General features: G+C 69.0%; 23 protein-coding genes and 1 pseudogene. 20 read left to right on the forward strand and 4 right to left on the reverse strand.

Annotation, left to right across the window (positions count from 1 at the left end):
- The 3 genes and pseudogenes from EG854_RS13155 to EG854_RS09030 all read right to left on the reverse strand — a co-directional run.
- Positions 1 to 156, reverse strand: a pseudogene (locus EG854_RS13155) (hypothetical protein); the annotation flags it as partial.
- Positions 157 to 223: 67 nt separating this feature from the next.
- Entirely contained in the window at positions 224 to 2,434 is a 2,211-nt protein-coding gene (uvrB, locus tag EG854_RS09025; protein WP_123287935.1) for an excinuclease ABC subunit UvrB, read from the reverse strand.
- A gap of 41 nt (positions 2,435 to 2,475) precedes the next feature.
- On the reverse strand, positions 2,476 to 4,755 hold the full coding sequence (locus tag EG854_RS09030; protein ID WP_123287796.1) for a TonB-dependent receptor family protein: 2,280 nt from the start codon (positions 4,753 to 4,755) through the stop codon (positions 2,476 to 2,478).
- A gap of 101 nt (positions 4,756 to 4,856) precedes the next feature.
- On the opposite strand from EG854_RS09030, the gene EG854_RS09035 reads away from it, so the two are divergent.
- The 12 genes from EG854_RS09035 to EG854_RS09090 all read left to right on the forward strand — a co-directional run bounded on the left by EG854_RS09035 (position 4,857) and on the right by EG854_RS09090 (position 13,794).
- Positions 4,857 to 5,636 (forward strand): extensin-like domain-containing protein, encoded by a 780-nt coding sequence (locus tag EG854_RS09035; protein WP_241153195.1) that lies wholly within the window; start codon positions 4,857 to 4,859, stop codon positions 5,634 to 5,636.
- A 275-nt stretch (positions 5,637 to 5,911) separates the two neighbouring features.
- Positions 5,912 to 6,289, forward strand: a complete 378-nt coding sequence (locus tag EG854_RS09040; RefSeq protein WP_164461979.1) for a hypothetical protein — start codon at positions 5,912 to 5,914, stop codon at positions 6,287 to 6,289.
- A gap of 50 nt (positions 6,290 to 6,339) precedes the next feature.
- Complete coding sequence (locus tag EG854_RS09045; protein WP_123287936.1) at positions 6,340 to 6,765, forward strand: thiol-disulfide oxidoreductase DCC family protein; 426 nt, start codon at positions 6,340 to 6,342, stop codon at positions 6,763 to 6,765.
- A gap of 124 nt (positions 6,766 to 6,889) precedes the next feature.
- A complete protein-coding gene (locus EG854_RS09050) occupies positions 6,890 to 7,189 on the forward strand; it encodes a PadR family transcriptional regulator (RefSeq protein ID WP_123287937.1) in 300 nt (99 codons plus the stop codon).
- Between the two features lie 14 nt (positions 7,190 to 7,203).
- Positions 7,204 to 8,295 (forward strand): hypothetical protein, encoded by a 1,092-nt coding sequence (locus EG854_RS09055; RefSeq protein ID WP_164461980.1) that lies wholly within the window; start codon positions 7,204 to 7,206, stop codon positions 8,293 to 8,295.
- Between the two features lie 40 nt (positions 8,296 to 8,335).
- Positions 8,336 to 8,692, forward strand: coding sequence for a DMT family transporter (locus EG854_RS09060; protein ID WP_277424050.1), 357 nt, complete (start codon positions 8,336 to 8,338; stop codon positions 8,690 to 8,692).
- Positions 8,689 to 9,483, forward strand: a complete 795-nt coding sequence (gene thiD / locus EG854_RS09065) for a bifunctional hydroxymethylpyrimidine kinase/phosphomethylpyrimidine kinase (RefSeq protein ID WP_123287800.1) — start codon at positions 8,689 to 8,691, stop codon at positions 9,481 to 9,483. Before EG854_RS09060 ends, thiD begins: the two co-directional genes overlap by 4 nt.
- Positions 9,480 to 10,055 carry a nucleotidyltransferase family protein gene (locus EG854_RS09070; protein ID WP_123287801.1) on the forward strand — a complete coding sequence of 192 codons (576 nt, stop codon included), beginning with the start codon at positions 9,480 to 9,482 and terminating at the stop codon, positions 10,053 to 10,055. The genes thiD and EG854_RS09070 overlap by 4 nt, the downstream gene beginning before the upstream one ends.
- Complete coding sequence (locus EG854_RS09075) at positions 10,052 to 10,867, forward strand: PhzF family phenazine biosynthesis protein (RefSeq protein ID WP_123287802.1); 816 nt, start codon at positions 10,052 to 10,054, stop codon at positions 10,865 to 10,867. Before EG854_RS09070 ends, EG854_RS09075 begins: the two co-directional genes overlap by 4 nt.
- A gap of 123 nt (positions 10,868 to 10,990) precedes the next feature.
- A complete protein-coding gene (locus EG854_RS09080) occupies positions 10,991 to 12,361 on the forward strand; it encodes a PAS domain-containing protein (protein ID WP_123287803.1) in 1,371 nt (456 codons plus the stop codon).
- 113 nt (positions 12,362 to 12,474) lie between these two features.
- Positions 12,475 to 13,044 carry a fasciclin domain-containing protein gene (locus EG854_RS09085; protein ID WP_123287804.1) on the forward strand — a complete coding sequence of 190 codons (570 nt, stop codon included), beginning with the start codon at positions 12,475 to 12,477 and terminating at the stop codon, positions 13,042 to 13,044.
- Positions 13,045 to 13,146: 102 nt separating this feature from the next.
- Positions 13,147 to 13,794, forward strand: a complete 648-nt coding sequence (locus tag EG854_RS09090) for an SOUL family heme-binding protein (protein ID WP_123287805.1) — start codon at positions 13,147 to 13,149, stop codon at positions 13,792 to 13,794.
- A gap of 180 nt (positions 13,795 to 13,974) precedes the next feature.
- Here the strand turns inward: EG854_RS09090 and EG854_RS09095 are convergent, their stop codons facing one another.
- The gene (locus tag EG854_RS09095) at positions 13,975 to 14,400 is read right to left on the reverse strand and encodes a hypothetical protein (protein WP_123287939.1); all 426 of its coding nucleotides are present in this window, start codon (positions 14,398 to 14,400) and stop codon (positions 13,975 to 13,977) included.
- A 255-nt stretch (positions 14,401 to 14,655) separates the two neighbouring features.
- Between EG854_RS09095 and EG854_RS09100 the strand changes: the two genes are divergently transcribed.
- From EG854_RS09100 to EG854_RS09135, 8 genes are all read left to right on the forward strand, one after another.
- Positions 14,656 to 15,021: a PepSY domain-containing protein gene (locus EG854_RS09100; RefSeq protein WP_123287806.1), complete on the forward strand. Its 366-nt coding sequence runs from the start codon at positions 14,656 to 14,658 to the stop codon at positions 15,019 to 15,021.
- A gap of 9 nt (positions 15,022 to 15,030) precedes the next feature.
- Complete coding sequence (locus tag EG854_RS09105) at positions 15,031 to 15,711, forward strand: response regulator transcription factor (protein ID WP_123287807.1); 681 nt, start codon at positions 15,031 to 15,033, stop codon at positions 15,709 to 15,711.
- A 95-nt stretch (positions 15,712 to 15,806) separates the two neighbouring features.
- Positions 15,807 to 17,120: a sensor histidine kinase gene (locus tag EG854_RS09110; protein WP_123287940.1), complete on the forward strand. Its 1,314-nt coding sequence runs from the start codon at positions 15,807 to 15,809 to the stop codon at positions 17,118 to 17,120.
- Between the two features lie 97 nt (positions 17,121 to 17,217).
- Positions 17,218 to 18,582, forward strand: a complete 1,365-nt coding sequence (locus EG854_RS09115; RefSeq protein WP_123287808.1) for a hypothetical protein — start codon at positions 17,218 to 17,220, stop codon at positions 18,580 to 18,582.
- A 17-nt stretch (positions 18,583 to 18,599) separates the two neighbouring features.
- The gene (ccmI, locus tag EG854_RS09120) at positions 18,600 to 19,460 is read left to right on the forward strand and encodes a c-type cytochrome biogenesis protein CcmI (protein WP_123287809.1); all 861 of its coding nucleotides are present in this window, start codon (positions 18,600 to 18,602) and stop codon (positions 19,458 to 19,460) included.
- Entirely contained in the window at positions 19,460 to 19,930 is a 471-nt protein-coding gene (ccmE, locus tag EG854_RS09125; RefSeq protein WP_123287810.1) for a cytochrome c maturation protein CcmE, read from the forward strand. Before ccmI ends, ccmE begins: the two co-directional genes overlap by 1 nt.
- Positions 19,927 to 21,933, forward strand: coding sequence for a heme lyase CcmF/NrfE family subunit (locus EG854_RS09130; protein WP_123287811.1), 2,007 nt, complete (start codon positions 19,927 to 19,929; stop codon positions 21,931 to 21,933). The genes ccmE and EG854_RS09130 overlap by 4 nt, the downstream gene beginning before the upstream one ends.
- Positions 21,930 to 22,457, forward strand: coding sequence for a cytochrome c-type biogenesis protein (locus EG854_RS09135; protein WP_123287812.1), 528 nt, complete (start codon positions 21,930 to 21,932; stop codon positions 22,455 to 22,457). The genes EG854_RS09130 and EG854_RS09135 overlap by 4 nt, the downstream gene beginning before the upstream one ends.
- Positions 22,458 to 22,461 lie beyond the last annotated feature (4 nt).

Consider the following 22,461-nt stretch of genomic DNA (forward strand, 5'->3'; position numbering starts at 1 on the left):
CTAAAGCCGCCCCTTCCGGAACGCTTCCGCCTTCTCCGCGGCCGCCTCGGCCCGCCACCTCTTCGGCGCCGTCTTGTCGACCTCTTCGCCCACGCCGGTCAGCATTTCATTGGCGAACTCCAGGTCGAGGGCCTTCATCTTCTTGATCTGGTTCCGCGCTGCGCGCTCCACCGCCCTCCGCTTCGCTCCGGGTCGTCGCGCAGGGGCGCCGCTGCGCGTCGCCTCAGGATGAAATCATGTCCTGCGCGAACTCCAGATCGAGGAGTTTCATGCGTTTGATTTCATCCCTGAGGCGGGCGGCGTCCTCGAACTCGAGGTTGGCGGCGGCCTCGCGCATCTTCGCCTCCATGTTCTTGAGGGCGGCCTGGAAGTTGGAGCCGGTGAAGGGCTTGGCCTCTTCCTTGAGGCCGGGGGCGGTCAGGCGGTCCATCTGGCGGCTCTCATAGGGGCTGGCCAGGATCTCCTTTATGTCGCGCTTGACGCTTTCGGGGGTGATGCCGTGGGCGGTGTTGTACTCGACCTGTTTGGCGCGGCGGCGATTGGTCTCGGCGATGGCGCGCTCCATCGAGCCGGTGGTCTTGTCGGCATAGAGGATGACGCGGCCGTCGACGTTGCGGGCGGCGCGACCGATGGTCTGGATCAGGGAGGTTTCGGAGCGGAGGAAGCCCTCCTTGTCCGCATCGAGAATGGCGACCAGGCCGCATTCGGGGATGTCGAGCCCCTCGCGCAGCAGGTTGATGCCGATCAGCACGTCAAAGGCGCCGAGGCGGAGGTCGCGCAGGATCTCGATCCGCTCGAGGGTGTCGACGTCGGAGTGCATATAGCGGACGCGGACGCCCTGTTCGTGCATGTACTCCGTCAGGTCCTCGGCCATCTTCTTGGTCAGGACGGTGACGAGCGAGCGGTAGCCGGCGCGGGCGGTGGCCTTGACCTCGTCAATCACGTCATCGACCTGGTTGCGGGTGGGGTCGCTGACGGGGCGGATCTCGACCGGCGGGTCGATCAGGCCGGTGGGGCGGATGACCTGTTCGGTGAAGACGCCGCCGGTCTGGGCCATTTCCCACGGGCCGGGGGTGGCGCTGACGTGGACCGTTTGCGGGCGCATGGCGTCCCACTCCTCGAACTTGAGCGGGCGGTTGTCGATGCAGGAGGGCAGGCGGAAGCCGTATTCGGCGAGCACCGACTTGCGCTTGTAGTCGCCGCGGAACATGCCGTTGATCTGGCCGATGGTGACGTGGCTTTCGTCGACGAACAGCAGGGCGTTGTCGGGGATGTATTCGAAGAAGGTGGGCGGGGGCTCGCCGGGGCTGCGGCCGGTCAGCCAGCGGCTGTAGTTCTCGATGCCGGCACAGGCGCCGGTGGCCTCCATCATCTCGAGGTCGAAGCGGGTGCGCTGTTCCAGCCGCTGGGCCTCCAGCAGCTTGCCGTTCTCGTTCATCCAGTCGAGCGTCTCCTTGAGCTCGGCCTTGATGCCGTCGATGGCCTGTTTCAGCGTCGGGCGCGGGGTGACGTAGTGGCTGGCGGCATAGACGGTGATGGTGTCGAGGTCGGCGGTCTTCTTGCCGGTCAGGGGGTCGAACTCGTGGATGGCCTCGATCTCGTCGCCGAACAGGCTGAGGCGCCAGGCGCGGTCCTCGAGGTGGACGGGGAAGATCTCGATCGTGTCGCCGCGCTTGCGGAACATGCCGCGCTCGAACGTCAGGTCGTTGCGCTTGTACTGCAGGGCGATCAGGTCGGCGCGCAGCTTGGCCTCATCGATCTGGTCGCCGACGTTCAGGGTGAAGGTCATGGCCGTATAGGTCTCGACCGAGCCGATGCCGTAGATACAGCTGACCGAGGCCACCACGATCACATCGTCCCGCTCCAGAATGGCCCGCGTCGCCGCATGCCGCATCCGGTCGATCTGCTCATTTATACTGGAATCTTTTTCAATATAGGTATCAGTACGCGGCACATAAGCTTCGGGTTGATAATAGTCATAGTACGATACAAAGTATTCGACCGCATTGTCGGGGAAGAAGCTTTTGAACTCGCTGTACAGCTGGGCGGCGAGGGTCTTGTTGGGGGCCAGGATCAGGGCCGGGCGCTGGGTCTGCTCGATGACCTTGGCCATGGTGAAGGTCTTGCCCGAGCCGGTCACGCCCAGCAGCACCTGATCGCGCTCGCCCGTGGCCGCCTGTTCGACCAGTTCGGCGATGGCGGCGGGCTGGTCCCCGGCGGGGGTGTATTTCGTCTCCAGCCGGAAGGGGCGCGAGACCTTGTCCGTCGGGCGCGAGGGGCGGTGCGGCACCCAGTCGGCCGGGGCGCCCGGCGCCTCCTCGGGCGTCAGGCGCGGCCCGGTGACCGGCGCGAACAGGGGGGGCGTGCCGGAAAAGGCCGCAGGGGCCTCGGACACACCGGTGACAGAACGCGACGAGCGGGGAGAACGGGCCATGAACAGCAAGGTAGTGCGCCGGGGCCCGTGCGGCTAGGGGGTCAGAACCTCAGGCGCAGGCCGGCGGTGGCGATGCGGGGCGCGCCGGGGCGGGCACCGGCGGGCGAGAAGCCGACGTTGTGGACCTCGTCCGTGACGTTCTGGACCGAGGCGAACAGGGTCGCCGAGGGCGTCACGTCCCAGTCGGCGGCCAGGTCCACGAGGGTGCGGGCCTCGATCCGCTCGCCATCCGGGATGGGACCCGATCCGGCGACGGCGCGCGCGTCCGAGACACGGTTGACGGCGGCGTTGACGCGCCAGTCGCCGAAGTCCAGCCCGCCCCGCAGCGTCAGCTGATGGCGCGGCAGATAGGGCAGGTCGTCGCCCGAGGTCACCGTGCCCCAGGGCTCATAGGCCGAGGTGAAGCTGGTTTCGAACTCGGCGTCGGTCAGGGTGTAGACCAACGACAGCGGCACGCCGAAGTCGAGGCCCAGGGCGTTGCCGGCGTCCCAGGAGCCGGTGACTTCCAGACCCGAGACCCGGACCTCGCCGCCCGAGAACTGGTCGCCGATGGTGCAGCCGCCGCCGGTGGAGGCGGTGCAGGTGCCCAGCAGATTGTCATAGGCGTTGAGGTAGCCGATCGCCTCGAACGCCAGGGCGCCGCGGTCGAAGCGCACGCCGGCCTCATAGTTCCAGGAGGTCTCCGGATCGACGTCTGAGCCGGGGCCGGGGTTGGCGAAGCCGCGGTGGGCACCGGCCACCAGCCGCACTTCGTCGGTCAGGTCGTACGTCAGGCCGAGACCCGGCAGCCAGACGTCGACCTGGCTCTCCCTCACCCGGACGGGGGTGGTGCGCGACGGGGGGCTGGTGGGATAGTCGGTGCGCGTCAGGTCGATGGTTTCATAGCGAAGGCCGGGCGTTACGGTCAGGCGGTCGATGGTGATGACGTCGCGCACGAAGAAGGCCCAGGCCTCGGCCTCGCCCACGCGGTTGGCCTGGGCCCCGTCCACGCCGCGCGTGGTCAGCAGCATGTCGCCGTCTTCCATGCGCCAGACGTCATCGCGCTGGAAACGGTCCTCGGAATCGGTGTGCCAGCGGGCCGAGACCTCCAGCTGGTGGGCCAGGGCCCCGGTCGAGAATCGGGCGCTCAGGACCGACTGGATGCCCTCGGACTGATAGGCCCGGTTGTTGTTGCGTACGCGCAGGGCCTGGGGTCCGCTGACAAAGCCGGGGTCGCCGCGCAGAATGGCCATCTGGGTCGGAAAGGCGGTCGGGTTGTCCAGAACGGACGAGATGCCGACCCAGCCGGTGCCGGCCGTGTTGCGCACATCGTTCAGCTTGTACCAGGCGCGCGTCGTCTCATTGCGATAGGCGGTGGTGGTCAGGTTCAGGCCGGGGCTGAGGTCGAGGCTGTACGTCAGCTGCAGCGTGCGGTGGTCGACGTTCATGACGTCGACCTGGCTGCCGGCATAGCGGCGGTATGGGGTGGCGTTGAAGTCGTCCAGCGACAGGCCGAGGTAGGTCTCGTCGGAGCGCTCGTCCAACTCCTGGTATTTGAAGGTCAGCGATTGGGCCCGGGCGGCGCCGGGGGCGGTGCGCAGGCCCAGCTTGAACACCCGGTCGTCGATCTCGAACCCGGTGGGGCCACCGTTGTCCAGCTCCTTGAAGCCGTCGGACTGTTCGCGCAGCCACTCGGCCTGGGAGCCGAACTGCCAGCCGCTGTCGCCGAGGTCGCTCCAGCCGCCCAGCACGCCGTGACCCCGGAAGCCGCCGTAGCTGCCGCCCGACAGCGACAGATAGCCGGACAGGTCGTCGCCCTCTGTGCCCCCGATCGGGGTGGAGGTGAAGTTGATCGCGCCGCCCACCGTCAGGGGGCCGTATTTGATGGCGCCGGGGCCCTTGACCACCTCGACCCCGGTCATGCGGGCGATGCGCGGGAAATAATAGGCGGCGGGGGCGGAATAGGGGGCCGGGGCGATCAGCACGCCGTCCTCCATCATCGCCACGCGGGCCGAGCGGTCGGTGCCCGAGCCCCGGATGCCGATATTGGGACGCAGGCCAAAGCCCTCCTCGTCCTGGATGACCACGCCGGGCACCAGCCGCAGCACGCGGTGCACGTCGGTGTAATCGAAGGTCCGCAGCGTCTCGAGATCGAGGAAGGTGGCGGCACCGCCGAGGTCGCGGGCCTGCTGGCGCGAGCCGACCACGGTGATCGGGTCCAGCACCGTGGGATCCCCGGCGGCGACGCGGGCCAAGGCGACCGGTGTCGCTGTCTGGGCAAGGGCGGGAGCGGCGGCGAGCGTCAGGGCAAGGGCGGCGGTGGTGGTCAGCAGGCGGGTCACGGGGGCTCCGAACGCGAATAAGAATGACTATCAGTTGCGTGCTCCTATGCCAGCCGAAGGCGCGATGCAAGTGCGGCGCAGTTGCGCAGGAAGGTGCGCCGTTGACCCGTCGCGAATCCCGCTACTGTTCCGGCATGACACGCCCCCGGATGATCGCAGGACTGATGCTGCTGGTGCTGGCGTCGTGCGGGCGGGCCAATCCGCCGCCGCCGGGGTGGGGGGATCGGGGCGCGGTCAGCCAGCCGCCGGTCAATGCGCCCGTCAGTGTGCGGCTGGCGTCGGGGCTGATCGATCAGCGGCCGGATCGCGGCATGCGCGAGCGGGTGGATGCGGCGGGGGCGGACCTGGCGGTCTGTCGGGCCGAGCTGGAGGCCGCGCGGGTGACCTTTACCCCCGTGCCCGACCGGGTGGATTCCGAGACCTGTGGCCTGGCGGGGGCGGGCACGCTGGACGTCGACCGGGGCACGGTGGCGCGCCTGTCACCGGCGGGGCCGGTGATGACCTGCCAGACGGCGCTGGCCCTGTCGGTGTGGCGGCGGCAGGTGGTCGAGCCAGCGGCGCGCGAGATCTTCGGCCAGGACGTGGTCGATATCGTCCACTATGGCACCTTTGCCTGTCGCACCGTGTCGAACCGGCCGGGCGCGCGGCCCAGCGCCCATTCGCGCGCTGCGGCGGTGGACTTTGCCGGAGTCATCCTGCGCGACGGTACGCGGGTGATGGTCAAGGCGCACTGGTATGGCGACGGGCCCGAGGCAAGGTTCCTGAAGCGCATCCGCGATGAGGGCTGCTGGATCTTCAGCACCGTGCTGAGCCCCGACTATGACGCGCCGCATCAGGACCATCTGCATCTGGAACCGGGGGGAAGGGCGTTTTGCAGATGATTTTTGCCCTACCGCTCGCGACGCGGTCGCTCGCTGCTTGAGGGCGTGAACCCCTTCTTATCCGCTCATTCCTGCGGAAGCAGGAACCCAGTGCTTTGGCCAAGGGCAGGAGGCGGGATGGCACAGCTCGGTCTGCGAGCGGGTAGGGCTGAGCCTTGCACCAGAACTGGGTCCCCGCTTCCGCGGGGATGAGCGGCGGGGGTGGGGAAACTGCGGCTGGACGGCAGTTGGCCAAGGTGGCACCTCTGACGTAGGTTATGGCCTCGGGGGACCCCATGCTTGTGCTGACTGCGACATTCTCCGCTGCGTTGACGGTCACGGCGGCCGAGGCGCCGCCGCGCGCCGCGGTGGATCCGGTCGCCGATTTCCTGCGCGCCGCCGACGGGAATGACTTCGCCGCGATGGAAGCGGTCATGGACAGGGGCGGTCCGGACTTTCTCGCCAGGGTCAGCCACTGCTATCTGAGACGCGTCTATCAGACGCCGGACGGTCTGTTGGCGGCCTGGATGTGCCCGGAGGGGCCGGCGCGTTCGCGGGTCGTCATGGGTCGCGTCGGGCGGACGGCTGGAAACACGGTGTCGGTCACGGTCGTCCGGGAGGAGGTCAATGAGAGACCGGCTCCGGAACGCGCCGGGTCGGCCTTCGCCGATTAGGCCGGTCGAAGGCCCGCTTGCAGGCTTCACCCTCCTTGTACAAGGTGCCGATGCCTACCCAACCCGAGACCCGCCCGATCGTCGTGTTCGACACCGACTGCGTGCTGTGCAGCGGGATGGTCCGGTTCGTTCTGGCGCATGAGCGGGGGCCGGAGCTGCAGTTCGCGGGCGCAGGTTCTGCCACCGGGGTGGCGCTGGCGGAGCGGCACGGGTTCACGCGGGCCGATCTGAACGACACCTTTCTGGTCATCGAGGCGGGGCGGGCCCTGAGCCGGTCGGACGCGGGGATTGCGATTGCCCGCAGGCTGCGGCGGCCGTGGTGCTGGCTTGTCGTGCTGAGGGTTATCCCGAGGCCGGTCCGCGATGCGGTCTATGGATTCGTCGCGCGGCACCGGTACCAGTGGTTCGGCCGAAGCCCGTCCTGTCTGGTCGTCGAGCCCCGACACCGCAGCCGGTTCCTCGACCTCGATTCCTGATCTTCATGCCATGACCTAAGGCGGGTATTGACTCACTCATACAGTATGTCGCATACACTGTGTGTCACACACTATGTGACGTGAGTGGAGCGGGCCCTTGGGCGAGACCGATCTTTATGAGGCGATGCGGCTGGAGCTGCGGCGGGGGTCGCTGGTGCTGGCGGTGCTGGCGCGGCTGAAGACCGAGCAGTACGGCTATTCCCTGCGCGTGGCGCTGGGCGAGCACGGGCTGGAGATGGAGGAATCGACCCTCTATCCGCTGCTGCGCCGGCTGGAGAGCCAGGGGCTGCTGACCAGCGAATGGCGCGAGGAAGAGCGTCGCAAGAAACGCTTTTACCGGCTGTCGCCCGAGGGCGAAGCCATGCTGGGCCGGCTTGAGGCCGAATGGCGCAGGCTGTCGGCCTCGCTGGACCGAATTCTGTAAATCTGGAGGGGATGATGGACCTGATCGAACGCTATCTGAAGGCCGTGGGGGCGCAGCTGCCCGCCGCCGGCCGCGAGGACATTCTGGCGGAGTTGCGCGACCTGCTGATGAGCCGGGTCGAGGAGCGGGAGGCCGAGCTGGGCCGGCCGCTGACCGAGGCCGAGGTCGAGGCGGTGCTGCGCGAAGTGGGGCATCCGCTGACGGTGGCCGCCCGCTATGGCGCCGGACCGCAGCATGTGGTGGGGCCCGAGCTCTACCCCTGGTGGCTGTTCGGGGTGAAGACGGCGCTGACGGTGCTGGTGCTGATCACGGCGGTGGGGGCGGTGGCGCGCATCCTGTTCGGCGGGGCCGAGGTGGGGCAGGCGATCGGCCAGGCCTTTGCCGGCCTGTTCTCGAGCGGGCTGACGGTGGTCGGGCTGGCGACGCTGGCGGGCTTCATCATCGAGCGACAGAAGGACAAGCCGGCCTTCCTGACCGAATGGCGGGCCAAGGATCTGGGCATGTTCGAGGTCGGGGTGTTCAGCCGCCGCTGGTGGGACTCGCTGCACGAAAAGAGCGGCGGCGGCACGCTGGATGACACCGACCGGGCGCTGGATGAGGCGATGCCGAAGATGTCGCCGACGGCGGGGGCGCTGGGCAGTGCCACGGGCTGGGGCATCTTCCTGTTGTGGTGGTCGGGCCTGTTGGGGCTGGGCTTCCGGCCCGAGGATCTGGGCGGCGAGCTGGTGCGCGGCGGGGTCGACTATGGCCTGCTGTTCGCGGAGACGGTGACGCTGCTGTACTGGCCGGTGGTGGTGTTGGCGGCGGCGCAGGGGGTGTTCCACCTGCTCCGGGCGATGACGGGGGCGCCCGTGCGGCTGACGGCGTTCGGCGATGTCGTGTTCCGGGGCGCGTCCCTGACGCTGCTGGGCTGGATCTGGCTGTATTCGCCCTTCGCGTCTCTGCTCCGGGTGGACAACATCGCGTCCCTGATCGAGCGCACCGAGACGCTGTTCCGGAGGGGTGAAGGCGGCGAGACCGTGCTGATCCTGGTCTTTGTTGTGATCCTCGTGAGCGAGGTGTCGGGCCTGCTGATGGCGCTGCGTCGGCTGGCTTTCGGGAAATAGGACGCTTGCCCCCGGCCCCGGTCATCGCCATTCAGGAGAGATGACCGAGGCCCTGAGACTGTTGACCCAGATGAACCCGTGGCTGGCGCTGGCGATTGCCGGCCTGCTGGAGGTGGGCTGGGCCTCGGGGTTCAAGTTCGTCGGGCCGCAGCGGCCGGGGATCAGCCTGCTGGTTGGGATCGCCATGCTAGCCAGCTTTGGGTTCCTGTGGCTGGCGACGCAGAAGCTGCCCATCGGCACGGCTTACGGGGTCTGGACCGGCATCGGGGCGGTGGGCGCGGCGACCGTCGGCATTCTGGCCTATGGCGAGCCGGCGACGGCGATCCGGCTGGTGTGCATCGTCCTGATCGTGGCGGGCATCGTCGGGCTGAAGCTGTTTTCGGGAGCCACCGTATGACCCGCGGCAGGGTGCTCATAATCGCCGGGTCTGACTCGGGCGGGGGCGCCGGGCTGCAAGCCGACATCAAGGCGGTGACCATGCTGGGTGGCTTTGCCGCGACGGCGGTGACGGCCATCACGGTGCAAAACACCCTGGGGGTTCATGGCGTGCATCCCCTGCCGGTCAGCCTGATCCGCGAACAGGCCCGGGCGGTGCTGAACGACATCGGCACCGATGTGATCAAGACCGGCATGCTGGGCAGCGTCGAGGTGGTCGAGGCCGTCGCTGACATTCTGGACGGCGCGGGCGTGCCCGTCGTGGTCGATCCGGTGATGGTGGCCAAGGGCGGGGCGAGCCTGCTGGCCGATGCGGCGATCGACGCGGTGCGCACCCGGATGGTGCCGCGCGCGGCCCTGCTGACCCCCAATGCGCCCGAGGCCGAGGCCCTGACCGGCATCCCCGTCACCGATCTGGACGGCCAGCGCCGGGCGGGTGAGGCCCTGCTGAAAATGGGGGCGGGGGCCGTGTTGATGAAGGGCGGCCATGTGCCGGGCGAGCGGGTGCTGGACCTGCTGCTGACCGGACACGGCGAGACGGTGCTGGAGGGCGAGCGGGTCGAGACGCGCCACACCCACGGCACGGGCTGCACGCTCGCCAGCGCCTGCGCGGCGGGGCTGGCGCAAGGCCAGACGATGGAGGCGGCGGTGGCCAGCGCCTGGGCCTATGTGGCCGAGGCGATCCGCCGGGCGCCCGGGCTGGGGCAGGGGCACGGCCCGCTGGACCACGCCTGGCCGGTGCGGGATCGATGACCGACCTTGAGGCACGGCTGGAGGCCATCGTCCGGGCCGACCCCGATCTGATGACGGTGCTGGAGGGGGTGCGGGCCGAGGGGGTGAACGACTGGCTGATCTTTTCCGGCGCCGTTTACCAGAGCGTCTGGAACCACCTGACGGGGCGGCCGCCGGGCCATGGGGTCAAGGATTTCGACGTCGGCTATTTCGATGACGACTACGGCTGGGACGCCGAGGATGCGGTCATCCGCCGGGTCGCCGCCCGGTTCGAGGAACCGCTGAAAAGCCGCGTCGAGGTGAGGAACCAGCGCCGCGTCTCGGAGTGGTTTCCGCAGAAGTTCGGTCAGGATTGGCCACCGGTGGCCGAGACCGCCGAGGCGCTCACGCGGTTCGTCGCCCCGGCCTTTGCCGTCGGTGTGCGGCTGGAGGCCGACGACCGGCTGACGGTGGCGGCGCCCTTCGGCCTCGACGATGTGTTCGCCATGGTCATCCGCCCCAACCCGACCCGGCCGATCGCCGCCGACTGGGACCGGGTGATCGAGAAGCTTGTGGCCCGCTGGCCGGAACTGAAAGTGGAGCAGGGCGGATGAGACAGTGGACGGTGGATGCCTTTGCCGCGCGCCCCTTCATGGGCAACGGCGCCTGCGTGGTCGAGCCGCAGCTGGCGTGGCGCGACGACGACTGGATGCAGGCGCTGGCGCGCGAGAACAATCTGTCGGAGACGGCCTTCCTGATCCGCAGCGACCGGCCCGACCGGTTCGGTCTGCGCTGGTTCACCCCGGGGCGCGAGGTCGATCTGTGCGGCCACGCCACCCTGGCCTCGGCCCATGTGCTGCTGGGCGAGCTGGCGCTGGATGTCGAGGCGGTGACGTTCGATACGGCCTCGGGCCCGCTGATCGTAAAGCGCGGGCCGGGCAAGGACGCCTATGAGATGGACTTTCCCGCCGATCCGCCGCGCCGCGCGGGGCCGGTCGCGGGTCTGGCCGAGGCGCTGGGGGTCGAGCCGATCGAGGTCTGGGCCGCCCGCTATCTGGTCGTGATGCTGAAGGACGCGGCGACGGTGCGAAACCTGACCCCCGACATTGCGGCGCTGAATACCCTGGTCAGCCCGGCCGGGGAACCCGGCGAGGTGATCGTCTGCGCCCCCGCCGATGACGGCGACCCTTACGACGTGGTCGACCGGTTCTTCGCCCCCGGCTGTGGCGTGCCCGAAGACCCGGCCACCGGCTCGGCCCACTGCATCCTGGCCCCCCTCTGGACCGACCGGCTGGGCCGCGCACGCGTGGACTTCTTCCAGGCCTTCCCGACGCGGGGAGGAGATATCACCACCGAGATGCGGGGGGATCGCGTGATCCTGACCGGGCAGGCCGTGACGACGGTGGAGAGCCGGTTGAGGGTGTAGGGACGAGCACCCTGAAACCCTTTTTCGGCGAGCGGCGTTTGACCTCGGCGTGTAACTTGACCGTGGGGGCATCGTGGAGCGAACCGGGGTGGAAATAGCAATCACAGATGTGGGCGTCGCCGCTTGACCGCGCCCGGGCCCGATGATGCGAGTCTGGCGCTGCTGGCCGAGGAATCGCCGGCCATGCTGTGGCGTGGGGACACGACCGGACGGTGTGTGTTCCTGAGCCGGGCCATGCGGGAGTTCTGGGGGCTGGGGCCAGACGACTGCGGGCGGTTCGACTGGTCCTCCAGCCTGCTGGCCGAGGATCAGGGTGCGGTCTTTGGACCGTTCAGTGAGGGCATGTCCGGCCAGCACGCCTTTGTCTGCGAGGGGCGCTATCGGCGGGCGGACGGCGAGGTGCGGGTGCTGCAGACGCGGGCCCGGCCCTACCACGCCCCGGATGGCAGCTTTGCCGGCATGATCGGGGTCAATGAGGACATCACGGAACTTAGGGCGGCCGATGACGAGCTGTCGAACCGCAATCGGGAGCTGAGGGACAGTCTGGCGCGGCTGCGATCGACGGCCGACCGGTTCGCCCTGGCCACCAATATCTCGGGTCTGGCCATGTCCGAGCATGACGAGGCGCTGAAATACGTCTGGGGGCACAATGTGCCGGAGGCCTGTCTGGGCCAGACCCCGGCGGAATTCATCGGGCCCGAGGTCGGGGAGCCGCTTGAAAAGATCCTCCGCCGGACGCTGGAGACCGGGCAGACCCAGAGCGAGGAAATCTCGTTCCTGACCGGCGAGCAGAGACTCTGGTACGACGTACAGGCGTCGCCATCGACCCTGCCGGACGGGCGGCGCGGTGTGGTCGCCAGTGCGCTCGATGTCACCACCCGAAAGCTGAACGAGACCAAGCTGGAGGTGCTGGCGCAGGAACTGAGCCATCGCGTCAAGAACGTGTTCGCCGTCGTACAGGCCATCGTTCGCCAGTCCGCAAGCGCGACGGACGTGCCCGCGGCCTTCGTCGCGGCGGTGGAGGCCCGGCTGGTCGCGCTTTCGGCAGCCCAGGATGCCTTGATGAGCATGTCGGACGACCGGTTCTCGCTGCGCGACCTGCTGGCGCGGCAGCTGTCGCATCTGGAGCGGGTGGAGATGGAGGGCCCCGAGGTGCTGCTGCCCGGCAAGATTGCCCCCTATCTGTCGCTGGCCGTGCACGAGCTGGGCACCAATGCCCTCAAATACGGCAGCCTGAGTGTGCCGGAGGGCCGGGTCGCGGTCCGCTGGATCCAGTCCGACCCGGATCACGTGCGCCTGTCCTGGCAGGAACAGGGTGGGCCGGTGGTTAAGCCGTGTCCGACCGGGGGCAAGGCGCGGGGCGGGGGCTTTGGGTCGATGCTGCTGACGCGGGTGTTCGAGGGGGCGACCGGGGGCGAGGTCGACCTCCAATTCGCCGAGGACGGCCTGCACTGGACCGCGACCATCCCCACAGGGGTCGAGCTGCGTCTGTAGGAGGGACCGGGCGCGGCCGGTTGCCGCACGACAGGCCTTTTTCGCATCCGGCCCTCGCCGGGAGGCGTCCCTGATGGCGATCGCATCGAGGCGATTGCAACAGGATACTCCTCATGAAGCTCTCCGCTCTTGCCGGCGCCGTTTCCGCTGCCGCCCTGCTCGCCGCCGCGCCGGCCGCCCTTGCCGATCACCAGCCCGGCGTGACGTCTCCGGCGATCGCCGTCGCCGTGGACCCGAGCGGGACGATCGTCGAGGCCGCCGTGGCCTCGCCCGACCACACCATCCTGGTCGCGGCCGTGACCGCTGCCGGTCTGGTCGAGACCCTGTCGGGTGAAGGCCCCTTCACCGTGTTCGCGCCGACCGATGCCGCCTTCGCCGCTCTGTCCGACGGTGTGGTCGAGGCTCTGGTCCAGCCCGAGAACAAGGCCGTCCTGACCAAGGTTCTGACCTATCATGTGGTGGCCGGCCGGGTGACGGCTGCGGATGTCATCGGCCTGATCGAGGCCGGCGGCGGTTCGGCGGCCATCGAAACCCTGTCGGGCGACACCCTGACCGCATCGCTGCGCGACGGCTCGGTCATCCTGACCGATGAGAACGGCGGCGTCGCCACCGTGACCCAGGCCGACATTATCCAGTCGAACGGCGTCATCCACGTCACCGACGCGGTGTCCGTGCCGCAATAGGTCCGTCGACTCCCGGGCCACGGATATTTCTGTGGCCCGTGGGCCGCTTTCGTGCGCTTTCAAGCGGTCGCGGTGTGTCCGCGATCAAAAGGAACTCCCGCCATGATGAAAGCCCTTGTCGGATTTGCCGCCGCCCTGTCGACGGCCGCCTGCTCCACCGTCGGCATACGGTCCGGAACAGAAGAGCCCGCCTTTGAGCAGATTGCCCGGGTCGGCGATCTGGAAATCCGTCGCTATGACGACCGTATCGCCGCCCAGACCGTTGTCTCGGGCGACAGTGGCGAGGCTCGCAATGCGGGGTTCCAGAAGCTGGCCGGTTATATTTTCGGCGGCAATTCGGAGCGGATGTCCATTTCCATGACCGCGCCCGTCGCCCAGTCGGACGCCCGGGGCGGGGAGTCGCAGACCATCGCGATGACGGCGCCCGTGGCCCAGGCGCCCTCGGGCACGGACCGCTGGACGGTGCAGTTCTTCATGCCGGCGGCCTATACGATGGACGAGCTGCCCATTCCCCGCGACCCCGCCGTCGAGCTGGTGGTCGTTCCGGCCGAAACCTATGCCGTTCTGAAGTTCAGCGGGGTCGGTTCCGTGAGCGCCGTCGAGGCCCGCAAGGCCGAGCTGCTGACCGTTCTGGCCGGCAGTGGCTGGAGCCCGCGCGGCGAGCCGGTGGTCTGGTTCTATGACCCGCCCTGGACGCTCCCGGGACTGCGCCGCAACGAGGTCGCCGTCCGAGTCGAGCGCGCCGACTGAGGCCCTTCGGGTCGCGCGCCCATTTACCCAAGAAGAAGGGGCGCGACCTTCTCAGATCGCGCCCCCTATCTCGTCAAAAGAAGAGGCGCGATCCTTGCGGATCGCGCCTCGGGGGCAGGCCCCTGCGAGGGGAGGGGTGGGGGCCTGCGGAGGCGGGCCTTTGGGGCGCCGCCTTATGGCCTAGCGGTAGCCACGGCCCCGGCGATCGTCGCGGTCGCGACGCTCGTAGCGGATGCGGGCTTCGAGGATATCGAAACGACGATCCAGGTCCTGGCGTTCCCAGCGGCTGAGGCCGTTGCGGCGATAGTGCGCCTCAAGCCGGGCCAGCTGGTTGAACTCGTAGCGCAGGCCCCGGGCCTCGCGGCGGGTCAACTGGCCGTTACGGACGCCCTGGTCGATGCGGCGGTCCAGCTGACGCTGGCGCTGGTTGATCGACACCCAGTTGCGGTCATAGCGGTCATAGCGGTCATAGCGGTCATAGCCGTAGCCGGGGGCGTAGGCCGGGGCCCGCGTGGTGCCGATGCTGATGCTGAAGCTCTGGGCCGCGGCCGGCAGGGCGACCGAGGTGGCGGCCAGGGCGAGGGCGGGGATGAGCAGCTTCTTGATCATGGTCGTATCCTTTCAACGGTCGTCGTCCGGGGAGGCGACGTTGACCGCAGAAAAGCAGGTCGCGGCTGAGCCTAAACTGAACAGGCCGCTTCAGGTTCGGTTCATCGGCATGAATTCGTCTCCATGACCGTCGCGTCTCGCGCGCGGGGGGATATGGGACAGGTTTCGCGCGAGGCGGCTGTCGCGACGGTGAAATAAGTCTAGACTGATCGTTCAGCCTCCGTTCAGAGCCAGGCGCCTAAAGCCGCTGTCATGACCCGCACCCTGAAACATCACCTGACGACCTGCGCCGCCACCGGCCTCATGCTGGGGGTGATGGCGTTCGGCGGTTCGGCCTTGGCCGCGCCCGTCACCACCCCGGCGGACGATCCGGCCTGGATGCTTCAGGATCAGGATCCGCGAGGCCGTCAGGACCCGCGCGGTCGCGACCGCCGGGACGATCCGCGTGAACAATCCTCGCGCCGCGTCAGCGAAGCCGAGGCCCAGCGCATCGCCCAGGCCCGTGCAGGCGGGGCGCGCTATGTCGGCTATATGGGTATGCGCGGCGGCCAGCATGTGTTCCGGTTCGAACAACGCGACGGCCGGGTCATCGATATCGGCGTCGACGCCGAGAGATAAGGGGCTTTCATGCGTGTACTGCTTGTCGAGGATGACGCCGATCTGTCGCGCCAGCTGAAGGCGGCGTTGGGCGATGCCGGTTATGCGGTTGACCACGCGCCCGACGGTGAGGAGGCGCATTTTCTGGGCGATACCGAACCCTATGATGTGATCGTGCTGGACCTGGGTCTGCCCAAGATCGACGGCGTGTCGGTGCTGGAGCGCTGGCGCCGCGAGGGCAAGACCACGCCGGTGCTGATCCTGACGGCGCGCGGGGCCTGGTCCGACAAGGTGGCCGGGTTCGACGCGGGCGCCGACGACTATCTGACCAAGCCGTTCCACACCGAAGAACTGCTGGCGCGCCTGCGGGCCCTGCTGCGGCGTTCGGCGGGGATCGCTTCGGCGACCCTGTCGTGCGGGGGGCTGCGGCTGGATCCGCGCGCGGCGCGGGCCAATGTGAACGGCGAACCGCTGCGCCTGACCAGTCTGGAATACCGTCTGCTGCACTATCTGATGATGCATCAGGGCCGGGTGATCAGCCGCACCGAACTGGTTGAGCATCTGTACGATCAGGACTTTGACCGCGATTCCAACACCATCGAGGTGTTCGTCGGGCGGCTGAGGAAGAAGATCGGCGCCGACCGGATCGAGACGGTGCGGGGTCTGGGCTATCGGCTGACGGCCCTGCCGGGCGAGTCCGAGGCCGCGTGACCTGGCAGGCCTGGGCCGGACAGGCGTTCGGGCAAGCCCTGGGGCGCCCCGGTCGTTCGCTGACCCGGCGGCTGATCTGGCTGGCCTCGGCCTGGATGGCGGTGGCGCTGGTGCTGACGGGCTGGATGCTGACCAGCCAGTATCAGGACTCCGCCCTGCGCCGCATGGGCTATGCCCTGGCCGAAACCATAGACGAGGTGGTGCTGGCCACGACCGTGGTCGGGGGTCGGGTCTCGGTCGCCGAAATCCAGGATTCGCGCACGCTCAGACCCCTGTCGGGGAAGTACTGGGTGGTCGGCGAGTTCGACGGTCGCGGCGGGATACGCATTCTGGAGCGATCGCCGTCGCTGGCGGGTGAGGACCTGTTGATCCCCACCGACATGCCCGGCCGTCTGGAGAGGGGACGGACGCTCAGCTACACGGCTATCGGACCGGTGGATCGGCCCTTGCGGATTGCCGCCAGCGTCAAGGTCTTGCCGGGGCGCGAGCGACCGCTGGTGTTCATGGCCGGGATGGACCGTTCCGACATTGATGCCGACACGCGGGCTTTTGCCACCTTCACCTGGATCGCCCTGTTGATCCTGGGGCTGGGGCTGGTGGCGGCGGTGTTCATGCAGGTGCGGATCGGCCTGCGCCCGCTGTTCCTGCTGAGGAATGAGATCGCCGATGTGAGAAAGGGCCGCTCGGGCCGGATCGAGCGCACCTATCCGCTGGAGATCCAGCCGCTGGCCGAACAGGTCAACCGCCTGCTGGACCATAACACCGAAGTGGTAGAGCGCCAGCGCACCCACGTCGGCAATCTGGCCCATGCGCTGAAGACGCCCCTGTCGGTGATGCTGGCCGAGGCCGAGGGCCGGGCCGATCCGCTGGCCGAGGTGGTCACCCGCCAGAGCGGGGTGATGAAGGACCAGGTCGATCACCATCTGCGCCGGGCCCGCGCCGCCGCCCGCGCGCAAGGGCTGGGTGAGCGCACGCCCGTGGCCGAGGTGCTGGACGAAATGGCGGTTATGCTGGAGCGCGTGTTTGCGTCCAAGGATGTCGAGATCGACTGGCGCGCGCCCGACGACCTGATGTTCCGGGGCGAACGGCAGGACTTGCAGGAAATTCTGGGCAATCTGATCGAAAACGCCTGCAAATGGGCGAAGCGCCGCGTGCGGGTCAGCGCCGGGGCGACCGGTCTGGGCCAGATGGTGGTGGTGGTCGAGGACGATGGTCCGGGTCTGGCCGAGGATCAGTGGGAGGCCGCCCTTAAGCGCGGCACCCGCATGGACGAAGACGCGCCGGGCTCGGGTCTGGGCCTGTCGATCGTTGACGACCTGACCAGGGCCTACAACGGCCGCGTGGCCCTGTCGCAGAGCGAGATGGGCGGGTTGAAGGCCGTGCTGGATCTTCCCGCCGCCGAGGGTTGAGCGGCTCTGTAACCCTGTAACCCTGTAACGCGGTGGACGGAATATTAACCCTGCCCGCCCAGGCTGCGTGGGACGTGGGTTTCACGTGGAGTTCTGAATGGCCGGTCTGACGGTCGCGCACCGCGCCGCCCTGGCGCATCTGATCACCCTGTGTCCCCCTGAATTGCTCGACGGGCTGCGGCGGGCTGTCGGCGGCTGGCCGGGCGACAAGGCCCGGGAGCTGGGCGGTATGCTGAACGACGTCGACGTCGAGCGCCGCCGTCGCGAGCGCGCGCTGGGCCCGCTGACCCCGATGTTCCGGGAGCGGATGGACGGCATCGAGGCCCTGACGTTTCCGGCGCAGATCCTGCCCCGCCTGTGGGCCGTGGCCCGCGAGGGCGAGCTCGATCTTCTGGAGCGCCTCGACAAGGAGGGACCCGAGGCGTCTCTCGTCGGCGACCGGCTGTGCCTGGCCGCAGCGGCGGCGGTCCGCGATCGTCCCGAGGCCGTGTGGCCGACAAGCCTTTCGTCAGAGACGCGCGAGGCGGGACTGGAAGCATTGGCCGGCTGTCTGGACCTGGCCCATCTGGCCCGCAAGGCGCTGAACCATCTGGAATCCTGGCTGGGTCGTCCGGACGGCGACAGTCTTGCGGAACTGCGCCTGTTGATCCGGGATGCCTCGGCCATTCACGAGGATGGCGCGCCGCGTCTGATCGACATCCTGTTCGCCCATCTCAAGGATGCGGCGCTGGTGCTGAGGCTGGTGACCCAGACCAGCGGATCGGCGGGACGCGATGACTTTCTGAGCGGGTCCGAGATGGCGGTCTTCGTCGAACGACTGATCGCCGGGGTCGAGGTGAGGGCCGCCCGCGTTGCCGCCTTCCGCCCTGGACCAGAGGCTGGTCCCGAGGCCGAAGCGGCGCTGGAGGACATTCACTGGTGCACGGCCACGCTCGGTGAACTGGATGTCACCCTGAAAATGCAGCCCGGCAGCGCCTGGGGCCAGGACGTGCGCGAGGCGCGCCTGAAGGTCGCCCGGCGGCTGACCGAAACGATTCGGAGCGCGCCCAAGACTGTCGAGGCGGCCCTGCCGATGACGCGTGCAGCGCTGGCCGGGCGGATGACCCGCAAGGTGCCGGACCTGAACTGCGATCCGGCCTCTGCGGCGCTGGCGACGGCCGGTGTGCAACTGCGGCTGCTGGGCGCGCTGCGGCCTGCAGCGGCGGTGTTCGGCTGTGAATCGGACCGCAAGCAACAGGCCGATGCCCTGACCGAGACGCTCAGTCGCTATGCCGACGAGGCCTTCGACCTGATCCATGGCGGCGAGGTCGAGGATCCGGACCGGGCACTGGCGCTGATGGAGGCGGTGGCGCGCCTGCTGACCCATCTGGAGGCGCACGAGGCCGCCCGCACGGTGCGACGCCGCGCCGCTGCGACGATTCACGGCACCGAGGTACGCGGGGCCTCGCCCGAGGCCGCCTGATCGGCTAAACGCCGGGCATGCTGATCTTCTGGACCCTGACGGGACTGGCCTGCGCGCTTGCCGGGCTGCTGATCCTGAGCGCCGCCGGTGCGGCCGGGGGCGCAGCTGCGTCCGGTCCGGAAGAGGACGAGGCGGCGCGGGGCCGGGCGCTGGCCCGAGACCTTGAGGAACTGGACCGGATGGCGGCGCGCGGCGTGCTGGTCGGGGCCGAGCTGGAGGCCGCCCGGGCCGAGGTGGCGCGCCGGCATCTTGAAGCGGACGTGGCCGTCGCTGCGCCTGTGGTCGACACGGCAGGCCGCCTGCGTCAGGCGCGCTGGGTGCTGGCCGGGACGGGGGTGACGGCGCTGGCGGCGCTGGCCCTCTACATCGGCGTGGGCAGTCCGGGTGTTGCAGACCAGCCCTATGCCCGGCGGGTTGCGGAATGGGCCGAGACGCCCGGCATGCTGGATGCCCCGAAGCTGGCCGCGGTGATGGAGCGGGAAGCCGCGAACCAGCCTGAGAATTTCGAGGCCCAGGCCCTGCTGGGGGCGGCCCGGTTCGAGGCCGGCGACCCGATTGGCGCCGCCTCGGCCCTGCGTCGGGCCGCGATGTTGCGGCCCGACGATGCGCAGACCTGGGCACGGCTGGGTGAGGCGCTGGTGCAGACCCAGGAGGGTGAGGTTGGAACCGACGCCGAGATGGCTTTCCTGCGGGCGCTGGCGCTGGACCCCGGCCAGCTGGGTGCGCGCTATTTCCTCGGTGAACTGGCGCTTCAGCGCGGCGAGGCGGCCCGGGTGCATGAGATGTGGAGCCCGCTGATCGCGGCGCTCGCCCCCACGGATCCCCGGCGCGTCGATCTGGAATCGCGCCTGCCGTCGCTGTCGGGAAGTGAGGGCTGATGGGCTGGATGCCGAAATCGCCGAAGGCCCGCAGGCGGGTGTGGGTGCTGATGGCCGCTGCGCCTGTGCTGGCCGTGGCCGTGGGGCTGAGCCTGTGGGCCATGCAGGATACGGTGACCTTTTTCGTCTCGCCGTCCGAGGCCACCGAGGAAGCGGCTCCGGTCGGTCGGGCCATGCGGCTGGGCGGTCTGGTCGAGGCGGGCAGTGTCGAACACGACCCGGGTGGTCAGGTGCGGTTCCGGGTGACCGACAATGCGGCCTCGACGCTGGTCATCTATGAGGGCGACCTGCCCGACCTGTTCAAGGAAGAGCAGGGCGTGGTGGTCGAGGGCGAATTCCGCCCCGACCGCACCTTTGTCGCGCGTCAGGTGCTGGCCAAGCACGACGAGACCTATATGCCGCGCGAGGTGGCCGAACGGCTGAAGGAACGCGGCGAGTGGCGTCCTGAAGTGGACGAGGTTCAGCCGTGATCGTCGAACTGGGGGCCTTTGCCCTGTGTCTGGCCCTGGCGCTGAGCGGGTTGCAGGTGGTGGCCTCGGTCGCGGGACGCCTGCGGTCCAGCCCGGTGCTGGCCGGAGCTGGTGAGGGCGCCGGTCTGGCCGCCTTTCTGGCCGTGGGACTGGCCTTTGGCGTGCTGATTTACGCCTTTGTTGTTTCGGACTTTTCGGTCTCGAACGTGGCGCTGAACAGCCATACCGACAAGCCGATGCTCTACAAGGTGGCCGGGGCCTGGGGCAGCCACGAGGGGTCGCTGGTCCTGTGGTGTCTGGTCCTGACCGGCTTTGGTGCCCTTCTGGCGCGGGCGCGGACGGGGGAGGCCGGTCTGCCGTTCGGTCTGAAGGCCGTAGCGGTGGCGGCGCAGGGCGGACTGGGCGCGCTGTTCCTGGCCTTTGTGCTGTTCACCTCGAACCCGTTTGTGCGGTTGAGCCCGGTGCCGGTTGAGGGGGCGTCGCTGAACCCGCTGCTGCAGGACCCGGCCTTGGCCCTGCACCCGCCCCTGCTCTACGGCGGCTATGTCGGCCTGTCGGTGTGTTTCTCGCTGGCGGTGGCGGCCCTGATCGAGGGGCGACCGGGGGCGGGCTTCTGGCCGGCTTGGGGGCGTTGGATCCGGCCCTGGGCCCTGGCCAGCTGGGCGCTGCTGACCGCCGGCATCGCGCTGGGCAGCTTCTGGGCCTATTACGAACTGGGCTGGGGCGGCTGGTGGTTCTGGGACCCTGTCGAGAACGCCAGCTTCATGCCATGGCTGGCGGCGGCGGCCCTGTTGCACAGCGCAGTCGTCACCGAGCGGCGCGGGGCGCTGATCGGCTGGACGGTGTTTCTGGCACTGGTGGCGTTTTCGCTGTCGATGCTGGGGGCGTTTCTGGTGCGGTCGGGCGTGCTGACCAGTGTCCACGCCTTTGCCGTCGACCCCGAGCGGGGGCTGATGCTGCTGGGCATACTGGGGCTGACGGCGGGGGCGGCCTTCACCCTGTTCGCGCTTCGGGCCGGGCAGCTGACCGGCAGGACCCTGTTCGCCCCCATCAGCCGCGAGGGCGCGCTGGTGGTCAACAATCTGTTCCTGTCGGTGGCGGCGGCGACGGTGCTGGTCGGAACGCTGTATCCGCTGGTCCTCGAGGCGGCCGGCGGGGCGACGATCTCGGTCGGGCCGCCCTATTTCGCCGTGACCTTTACGCCGCTGATGGCCATGGCGCTGATCATCCTGCCGATGGGGCCGCTGCTGGGCTGGAAGCGCGGCGACCTGATCGGGGCCCTGCAGCGGCTGGCCTGGGCGGCGGGGCTGTCGCTGCTGTTCGCCCTGATCGTCTGGGGCCTGTTCCGGCCGCGCGAGGCCCTGACCGGGGCGGGTCTGGCGCTGGGCGCCTGGCTGGTGCTCGGGGCACTGGCCGAGCTGACCGAGCGCATCCGCCTGTTCGGCAAGCGCACGCCGGGCGAGCTGGGACGGCGCACGCGTGCCCTGCCGCTGGCGGCCTGGGGCATGACGGCCGCCCATGCGGGGTTGGGGCTGTTCGTGCTGGGTGCGGTGGTCGAGACGGGGCTGAAGGTCGAGACGGCCCGCCCGCTGGAAATCGGCCAGACCGTCGCCGCCGGTCCGTATCAGGCGACGCTGCGCGCGGTCGAGATCATCGAGGGGCCCAACTATCTGGCTGAAAGTGCCACGCTGGAGGTCGAGCCTCTGGGGGGCGGGCGGCCCGAGACCGTGCGGGCCGAAAAGCGCTTCTTCCCCGCAGGCGGTCAGACGACTACCGAGGTGGGCCTGAGCTTTCACGGGCTGGATGATGTCTATCTGGTGCTGGGCGAGCGGCGGCTGAGCGACAGCGGCGAGCGGGCCTGGACGGTGCGGATGAACTGGAACCCGTGGGCGCGGCTGATCTTTCTGGGGCCGGCGCTGATGGCGCTGGGTGGTCTGCTGTCGCTGCTGGACCGCCGCCTGCGGACCGTGGACACGACCCGGCGTAAAAGGTCTCCGGCATGAGGCGGCTGCTGATCCTTGCGATGATGCTGGGACTGGCCGGCCCGGCGCTGGCGCAGGAGCCGCCGGCCACGCCCGATCGTCCGCTGGCCAATGCGGAACAGGAAGCGCGGGCCCAGGCCCTGTTCGAGGATATCCGCTGCGTCGTCTGCCAGCATGAGTCGATCGCCGATTCGCCGGCGGGGGTGGCATCGGACATGCGGCGCTGGGTGCGCGACCGGATCGCCGAGGGCCAGACCGATACCGAGGTCCGCGACGGTCTGGTGGCACGCTATGGCGACTATGTGCTGTTCACTCCGCCGGTGCGGCTCGGCACCCTGCTGCTGTGGGGCCTGCCGCTGGTGCTGGTGCTGGGCGGCGCAGGGGTGCTGGTCTGGTTCGCGCGCAGGCGGTCGGGGCAGATCGAGCCGGACGCCGATCTGACAACGGCGGAACGAACGCGGGTCGACAATCTTCTCAAGGCGGCAAGAACCGGCCCTGAAGATGACGCAACTTTGCCGCCAAAAACACGCGACGGGACGTCCTGATGCC

The organism is Brevundimonas halotolerans, assembly GCF_003730275.1.
Taxonomy (GTDB): Bacteria; Pseudomonadota; Alphaproteobacteria; order Caulobacterales; family Caulobacteraceae; genus Brevundimonas; species Brevundimonas halotolerans.

Bases quoted from the DNA above. Each gene is read 5' to 3' on its own strand.
- uvrB (WP_123287935.1), bottom strand. From the start codon at position 2,434: ATGGCCCGTTCTCCCCGCTCGTCGCGTTCTGTCACCGGTGTGTCCGAG.
- EG854_RS09040 (WP_164461979.1), top strand. From the start codon at position 5,912: ATGCTTGTGCTGACTGCGACATTCTCCGCTGCGTTGACGGTCACGGCG.
- EG854_RS09045 (WP_123287936.1), top strand. From the start codon at position 6,340: ATGCCTACCCAACCCGAGACCCGCCCGATCGTCGTGTTCGACACCGAC.
- EG854_RS09050 (WP_123287937.1), top strand. From the start codon at position 6,890: ATGCGGCTGGAGCTGCGGCGGGGGTCGCTGGTGCTGGCGGTGCTGGCG.
- EG854_RS09055 (WP_164461980.1), top strand. From the start codon at position 7,204: ATGGACCTGATCGAACGCTATCTGAAGGCCGTGGGGGCGCAGCTGCCC.
- EG854_RS09060 (WP_277424050.1), top strand. From the start codon at position 8,336: ATGACCGAGGCCCTGAGACTGTTGACCCAGATGAACCCGTGGCTGGCG.
- thiD (WP_123287800.1), top strand. From the start codon at position 8,689: ATGACCCGCGGCAGGGTGCTCATAATCGCCGGGTCTGACTCGGGCGGG.
- EG854_RS09070 (WP_123287801.1), top strand. From the start codon at position 9,480: ATGACCGACCTTGAGGCACGGCTGGAGGCCATCGTCCGGGCCGACCCC.
- EG854_RS09075 (WP_123287802.1), top strand. From the start codon at position 10,052: ATGAGACAGTGGACGGTGGATGCCTTTGCCGCGCGCCCCTTCATGGGC.
- EG854_RS09085 (WP_123287804.1), top strand. From the start codon at position 12,475: ATGAAGCTCTCCGCTCTTGCCGGCGCCGTTTCCGCTGCCGCCCTGCTC.
- EG854_RS09090 (WP_123287805.1), top strand. From the start codon at position 13,147: ATGATGAAAGCCCTTGTCGGATTTGCCGCCGCCCTGTCGACGGCCGCC.
- EG854_RS09100 (WP_123287806.1), top strand. From the start codon at position 14,656: ATGACCCGCACCCTGAAACATCACCTGACGACCTGCGCCGCCACCGGC.
- EG854_RS09105 (WP_123287807.1), top strand. From the start codon at position 15,031: ATGCGTGTACTGCTTGTCGAGGATGACGCCGATCTGTCGCGCCAGCTG.
- EG854_RS09110 (WP_123287940.1), top strand. From the start codon at position 15,807: ATGGCGGTGGCGCTGGTGCTGACGGGCTGGATGCTGACCAGCCAGTAT.
- EG854_RS09115 (WP_123287808.1), top strand. From the start codon at position 17,218: ATGGCCGGTCTGACGGTCGCGCACCGCGCCGCCCTGGCGCATCTGATC.
- ccmI (WP_123287809.1), top strand. From the start codon at position 18,600: ATGCTGATCTTCTGGACCCTGACGGGACTGGCCTGCGCGCTTGCCGGG.
- ccmE (WP_123287810.1), top strand. From the start codon at position 19,460: ATGGGCTGGATGCCGAAATCGCCGAAGGCCCGCAGGCGGGTGTGGGTG.
- EG854_RS09135 (WP_123287812.1), top strand. From the start codon at position 21,930: ATGAGGCGGCTGCTGATCCTTGCGATGATGCTGGGACTGGCCGGCCCG.